At 42.6% G+C, this 6,000-nt stretch carries 6 protein-coding genes; 1 reads left to right on the top strand and 5 read right to left on the bottom strand.

What is annotated here, in order from left to right:
- Positions 1-116: 116 nt before the first annotated feature.
- The 3 genes from CDG77_RS23020 to CDG77_RS23010 form a co-directional block, all read right to left on the bottom strand.
- Positions 117-1,136 carry an ABC transporter ATP-binding protein gene (locus tag CDG77_RS23020; protein ID WP_094331689.1) on the bottom strand — a complete coding sequence of 340 codons (1,020 nt, stop codon included), beginning with the start codon at positions 1,134-1,136 and terminating at the stop codon, positions 117-119.
- Between the two features lie 135 nt (positions 1,137-1,271).
- Complete coding sequence (locus CDG77_RS23015) at positions 1,272-2,246, bottom strand: choice-of-anchor A family protein (RefSeq protein ID WP_094331688.1); 975 nt, start codon at positions 2,244-2,246, stop codon at positions 1,272-1,274.
- A gap of 193 nt (positions 2,247-2,439) precedes the next feature.
- Complete coding sequence (locus CDG77_RS23010; RefSeq protein ID WP_094331687.1) at positions 2,440-3,927, bottom strand: aminotransferase class I/II-fold pyridoxal phosphate-dependent enzyme; 1,488 nt, start codon at positions 3,925-3,927, stop codon at positions 2,440-2,442.
- A gap of 150 nt (positions 3,928-4,077) precedes the next feature.
- On the opposite strand from CDG77_RS23010, the gene CDG77_RS23005 reads away from it, so the two are divergent.
- Positions 4,078-4,785, top strand: a complete 708-nt coding sequence (locus CDG77_RS23005; RefSeq protein WP_094331686.1) for a M15 family metallopeptidase — start codon at positions 4,078-4,080, stop codon at positions 4,783-4,785.
- A gap of 58 nt (positions 4,786-4,843) precedes the next feature.
- Here CDG77_RS23005 and CDG77_RS23000 read toward each other — a convergent pair whose 3' ends face one another.
- A complete protein-coding gene (locus tag CDG77_RS23000; RefSeq protein WP_094331685.1) occupies positions 4,844-5,317 on the bottom strand; it encodes a TspO/MBR family protein in 474 nt (157 codons plus the stop codon).
- 91 nt (positions 5,318-5,408) lie between these two features.
- Positions 5,409-5,882 (bottom strand): TspO/MBR family protein, encoded by a 474-nt coding sequence (locus tag CDG77_RS22995; protein ID WP_094331684.1) that lies wholly within the window; start codon positions 5,880-5,882, stop codon positions 5,409-5,411.
- Positions 5,883-6,000: the final 118 nt, after the last annotated feature.

Here is a 6,000-nt window from a genome sequence, read left to right as displayed (position 1 = left end):
GGATTGGGGATTGGGAATTGGGGATTGGGAATTGGGAATTAGGTAATATATTAATAGTTCTTCTCCCCCTGCTCCCTGCTCCCTGCTCCCTTCGTTCTTCCCCATTCCCCATGCCCCTATCTCATAAGCTGCTTTTTCTCAGCCTTAGGATCGCGAGTGGCAACGGCTGCGAGTTCTGCATCCATCAGGGTGCGTCCTGTAGCTGCCAGGTAAACGTCATCAAGGCTGGGGCGAGATTGGGCAATGCCAAATATGGGCAAGCCAGCAGTATTCAGCACTTGCTGTATATTGATGAGAACATCGTTTTGAGGTGTCACCACTAAGTTGAGGGAATTACCTTGAGCGCTGTTGACGATCGCTTCTTGGACAAAGGGCAAAGTTTGCAAGAGGTTTTTGGCAATTTCTGCTTCCTCAATGGGGGAAAACTCGCGGATTCGCAAGGTGATGCGATCGCCCCCTACTTGATCTTTTAATTGTGAAGGTGTCCCAGAAGCAATCACCACACCCCGATCTATAATTGCCACGCGATCGGCTAAAGCGTCAATTTCTTCTAAATAATGGCTGGTAATTACTACCGTTGTTCCAGAGGCGCGTAATTTCCTGAGGAATTCCCAAACCACAAAACGTGTCTCTATGTCAAGTCCCACAGTTGGCTCATCCAATACCAGAACATCTGGTGCATGGAGCAACCCAGCAGCCAAGTCTAGGCGCTTGCGTAAACCGCCAGAATAAGTTCCTGTCTTTTTATTGGCGTATTCTTGTAAACCGAGTAAATCTAATACCGTCTCAATGCGTTGTTTAGCTACTGCGCGTGGAAGGTGATAAAGTGCTGCTTGCAATTGCAGCAATTCTTTTCCAGTTAACACCTTATCTATAGCGACTTCCTGAGCAACATAGCCTAGTCGTTGTCTTGCCACTCTCGGATTATCTAACACAGAGATGCCAGATACTTCGATTTTGCCAGCATCCGGTGTGGTCAGCGTACATAAGGCACGCAAGGTTGTAGTTTTCCCAGCACCGTTGGGGCCAAGTAAACCAAAGATTTCACCTGGCTCGACTTGAAAAGAAACATCCTGAACGGCAACCACTGTACCGTAACGTTTTTGCAGATTCTGAATTAAAACGGCGGGAGCCATGACAGCTTTTCCCCAACTATACAAATCTCAATAAAGTCTATCTTTATTGTAGAAGGTAGGGAGCAAGGAAATAGCGCATGAGCGAAAATATCTAAACAAGTTCGCGTCATGCGCTATGCTACCAAAAATTTCTGATTATTTTAGGCAAATTTCTCGATCGCGTCTGTTGCGAAATAAACCAAATACTACAGCAATTAATCCTAAAGCTGGAAGACTTGCCGGTTCTGGAACCTGAGTATGGGTAGGAGGTTTAGTGTAGTACTTAGTTGGGACATCTGGCAGATCGCCATTAAACAGATAGTTGTGAGATTCGCCATTTCCTTTCAAAGAAGCTACTACCACGTTGCCGTTAACTTGACCATTATCAAAATTGAAATTAGCTAAAGGAGCAAGAATACTACCTAGTACGCTAATTCCACTGGCAGTTATGTTTGTCGCTTCATAGAAGTTGTAGATCACCTTTTGTTTATCTGTACCAAGGATATTAAATGCAAAGTTTTTCAGGGATACATCCTTACCACTGATATTGACAACAATAGTCGAATTTGTATCGCCCTTAATTTCAAAATAGTTTGTCTTGGAGACATCTGAGCCAGCAAGATTAAAAACATTGAAAGCAGTACCACTGCCACTAAGGTTAATACCACCCCAAGATTGAACTGTTGTTTTACCAGTAGGAGTTAAGGTTGCCAAATATTGAGATAGCCCTCGCAATTCTTTCCCCGTTTCATTGAAGTCGATGGGGTTAGCTTTGGTAAGAGTTCCTTGGGGAAATCCCACATTGCTAGACACATTGGCGCTGCCTCCATAGACAGCATTACCGTGGTAAACTTGACCGTTGCTTAGAGTTAAGTTTTGTCCAGCTACTACTACGTTGCCGCTATTGCCAGAAAGTCTGCTTCCAAGTCCGCCAACGAAATTAACGTTACCACCAGCAGCAAGTTTTCCTTCAATATCTGTATATTTTTGAGTGATATCTCCCAAAACAAACACATTGTAATCAGACGCAGCGCCTAACTCAACTGCATTCGCTCTTATTGAGAAACCTAGCGCTAGAGTGACTACAATCGGAGTTGCTACTCCCCAAACATAATAGGTTTTTGATTTCATCTTTTGATTTATTAGTCATCAATACGATCCTATGGGTATAAATTAAAGATGACATTAGTCTGCTAGCTATTTTCATAGAAGTTTCATAGCTGTATAATTACTGTGTATTTATGCTTAAGTTTGTCTTTATCCGCATATTTACTGTTGACGCATGGATTAAATTTTTATCAACAATAATTTATGAATTAGAACGTTATTTTACAACTTTCAAAGTTTGGAAGCTAGTATCATTGCAACCACTGATAAATCCCCCCATTGCTTGGATTTGTTGTAGGTAATTAAGTACAGGGTTGGTGATGATTTCTCCTGGCATTAACACAGGAATTCCTGGGGGATAGGGACAGACGATTTCAGCACAGATGCGATCGCTTGTTTGTGCTAAAGGCAATGTTTCACTGACAGCAAAAAAGGCTTCACGGGGAGAAAAATGTAAAGCATAACCCTGTGTAGTTAAAAGATTCTGCCAGTGAGGATTTGTCAAAGTCAAGTTGGTTCGGCGATATTCTTTGGCAAGAGCGATCAAACTTTGCACTAATTGCTTGATATCAGCTGTGGTGTTGCCCAAGCTAATGATAAAGGTGAGATGTTGTAGTGATGCAAATTCAGCAGTGACAGCAAATTTTTCATCCAGAATTTCATCTGCTTCAAATCCGCTTAAACCTAAACCAGAAACAGTTACAGTCAATCGCGTTTCGTCTAAAGCTAGAAAGCCGGGAGATCCCCCCAACCCCCCTGGAGAAGGGGGGCTAAGAATTTGTAAGATAGATAATCCAGGAATTTGACTGATTTTTGTTCTCGCTTCATTAGCAAGTTGCAATGTGCGAGACATCAGCATTTTTCCGTGGAGTGCCATTTGCTGACGCGCTGCATCTAAAGAAGCTAAAAGTAAATAACTAGGACTGGTAGATTGTACGAGTTGCAAAGCTTTACTGATGCGATCGCAATCTATCCTGTCACTTTGGATATGCAGCATCGATGCTTGTGTCATCGCACCAAGTACTTTGTGGATGGATTGTACAGTTAAATCAGCACCTGCGGCTAAAGCTGGAGTGGGTAATTGGGGATGAAAGGCAAAGTGTGCGCCGTGTGCCTCATCTACGAGTAAAGGAATATTGTATTGATGGGTGATATTGGCGATCGCACTCAAATCTCCGCAAACACCGTAATATGTTGGGTAAACTGTCAACACTGCTTTAGCGTCGGGATGTTGTTGGAGTGCAGATTCTACAGAATTGGGCGTGATGCTGTGGGCAATATCTAAAACTGGATCGTATTCAGGATTGAGAAAAATTGGGATTGCACCAGAGAGAATTAAACCTGCGATCGCAGAAGAATGGACATTACGAGGCAGAATGATTTTATCGCCCATGCCACAGGTAGCGAGAATTGCTGCTTCAATTCCACAGGTAGAACCATTAACAAGAAACCATGTTTGCGAAGCGCCAAAAGCTTCAGCCGCCAGTTGTTGCGCTGCTTGAATAACGCCTTGGGGCGCAAATAGATTATCTAAATCTGCTAATTCTGTTAAATCAGCGCGAAAGATTTTTGTACCAAGTAAATCAGCCAAGGGTTGAGAAATTCCCTTACCTTGTTTATGCCCTGGGGTATAAAAAGGCGCATGAGGTCTTGCTGCATTGGCTTTTAAGGCATCTAATAATGGTGTTTGGTTTTGATTAAGCATTTTTGAACAAACGAACCGTCAATGATAAAAGTTGAAGTCTGTTAGGGCATATTCATAGACGATGTTTTACATTATGATTTGGCAATTGCCTAAATTTTTACTAATGCATATTGTGAGGCAAAATGATTTTATCGCTTTGAGGCTGACTAGATGAGACCTTATCATCAAATCCCAATTTTCGAGTCTGGTGAACCGCTAATGGCGATTCCTTTAGAATTATTTGCGGTGGAATCTCCTCATCCTTACGAAAAATTAGGTGCGCCTTATGGCAAACACTCTCCTTATTATCTCCGTCAAAGCGTTATTGAAAATTTGAGCCAAGCGCAAAATTATCTTGATTTGCTGCATCCTAACTGGCATATCCAAATTTTTGATGCTTATCGCCCGATCGCAGTCCAGCAGTTTATGGTAGATTACAGCTTCGCTCAAGCAGTGCAAGACAGGGGATTAACTGACGTGGAATTATCCCCAAGCCAACGCCAAGAGGTTTGGGAAGCGGTTTATGAAATTTGGGCTGCACCAAGTTTGGATGAAAAAACTCCGCCTCCCCACAGTACAGGTGCGGCAGTGGATGTGACGCTAGTAGATGACACTGGGCAAATAGTAAATATGGGTTCGCCAATTGATGAAATGTCAGAGCGATCGCATCCCGATTATTATGCCAATAGCGATCGCCCAGAAGCACAACAGTATCATGCTCACCGTCAGTTGTTGCGAGATGTAATGTTAAAAGTCGGCTTTCAACGCAATCCTAGAGAGTGGTGGCATTTCTCTGTTGGCGATCAAATGTGGGCTTGGCTGAATAATCAATCCCATCCAGCCAATCCTGTCACAGCAAGGTATGGGCGTATTGCATAGATGCGTTAAAGAGGCAGAAGAATTTTAGATTTTAGATTATTCAATCCAAAATCTAAAATTAGGCATCTTGAGGATTTAACTCTTTTAACTCTTCAGTGGTGTAAGTACCAATAGGAGTCCAAACTAAATAGGGAAGGAGTAACAGCGCCGCCATTGGAGAAATCGGTAAAATGCAGATTGCGAGGACAACGCCCGAAATCAAACCGATTAGCCCAAGAATTTCTCCAGCTTTGAGACTGCGAAACCTCAGCATTATAGGTATGTAGGCGACGGTGATAATTTCCACCAAGACGTACAAAGCCATTATTAACCAAGTAATTAGACTTCCGGGATGTTTTTGCCAGACAATATAAGCTGAAGCCGCACCGCAAACAAAAATCACAGTCCAGATGAGGGGAATCAGTGGCTCAAAAACTAGCCAGTGAGGGCGACTTAAACGTGCAAACCATTTAACATCACGCGGCGTAATCAAGAAACTACCAAGGGCAATGAAGAAAGTTACAGCCCCAATTATTATCCAAGATGGAATCATATTGACACCCAAATTTTGTGTATTTTGTCAAGTCATACACTGCAAGTTTGACAATTTAGGGCATAAGTTGAATCATTCCTTGGTGCGAATCTTAGACATCTTGAGGATTGAGACTAGCCATTTGCCAAGTGGTATAAGTACCGATGGGACTCCAGAGCAAATAAGGAACTAATAGCAATGCTGCCCAACCAGAAAAACCTAAAACTGCAAGTATCAATAAAGCACTAATGACAAAACCTGTGCCACCGAGAATTGTACCCACTTTCAGACTGCGAAGCCGAAACATTACAGGCGTATAGGCAATGGTCACAATTTCTAACAGCAAGTATAAACCCATGATTAACCAGGTTGAGTTGCTTCCTGGATCTTTTTCCCAGACAATATAAGCCGACCAAGCACCGCAAATAAATATTACAGTCCAGATAATGGGAATTGCACCCTCAAAAGTTAGCCATCTCGGTCGTTGTAAGCGCTTGAACCATTGGCGATCGCTAGGTGTAATCACGTTAGCGGCTAAAGCAACCAAGAAAGCCACGCCCCCAATCACCATCCAAGATTTAATCATGCCCGTTAGTCCTTTACAAGCGCTATCTATCGCTTAATATCACTCTTTATAGTGTGATTTTGTCAATTTAATTGCTATTTACTCATCATCCTTGAGTTTGAAACCTTTATATCGTTTG

The sequence above is a fragment of the Nostoc sp. 'Peltigera membranacea cyanobiont' 213 genome, assembly GCF_002245975.1.
In the GTDB taxonomy this organism is placed as follows: Bacteria; Cyanobacteriota; Cyanobacteriia; order Cyanobacteriales; family Nostocaceae; genus Nostoc.
This window is presented reverse-complemented; position numbering and strand designations above follow the sequence as displayed.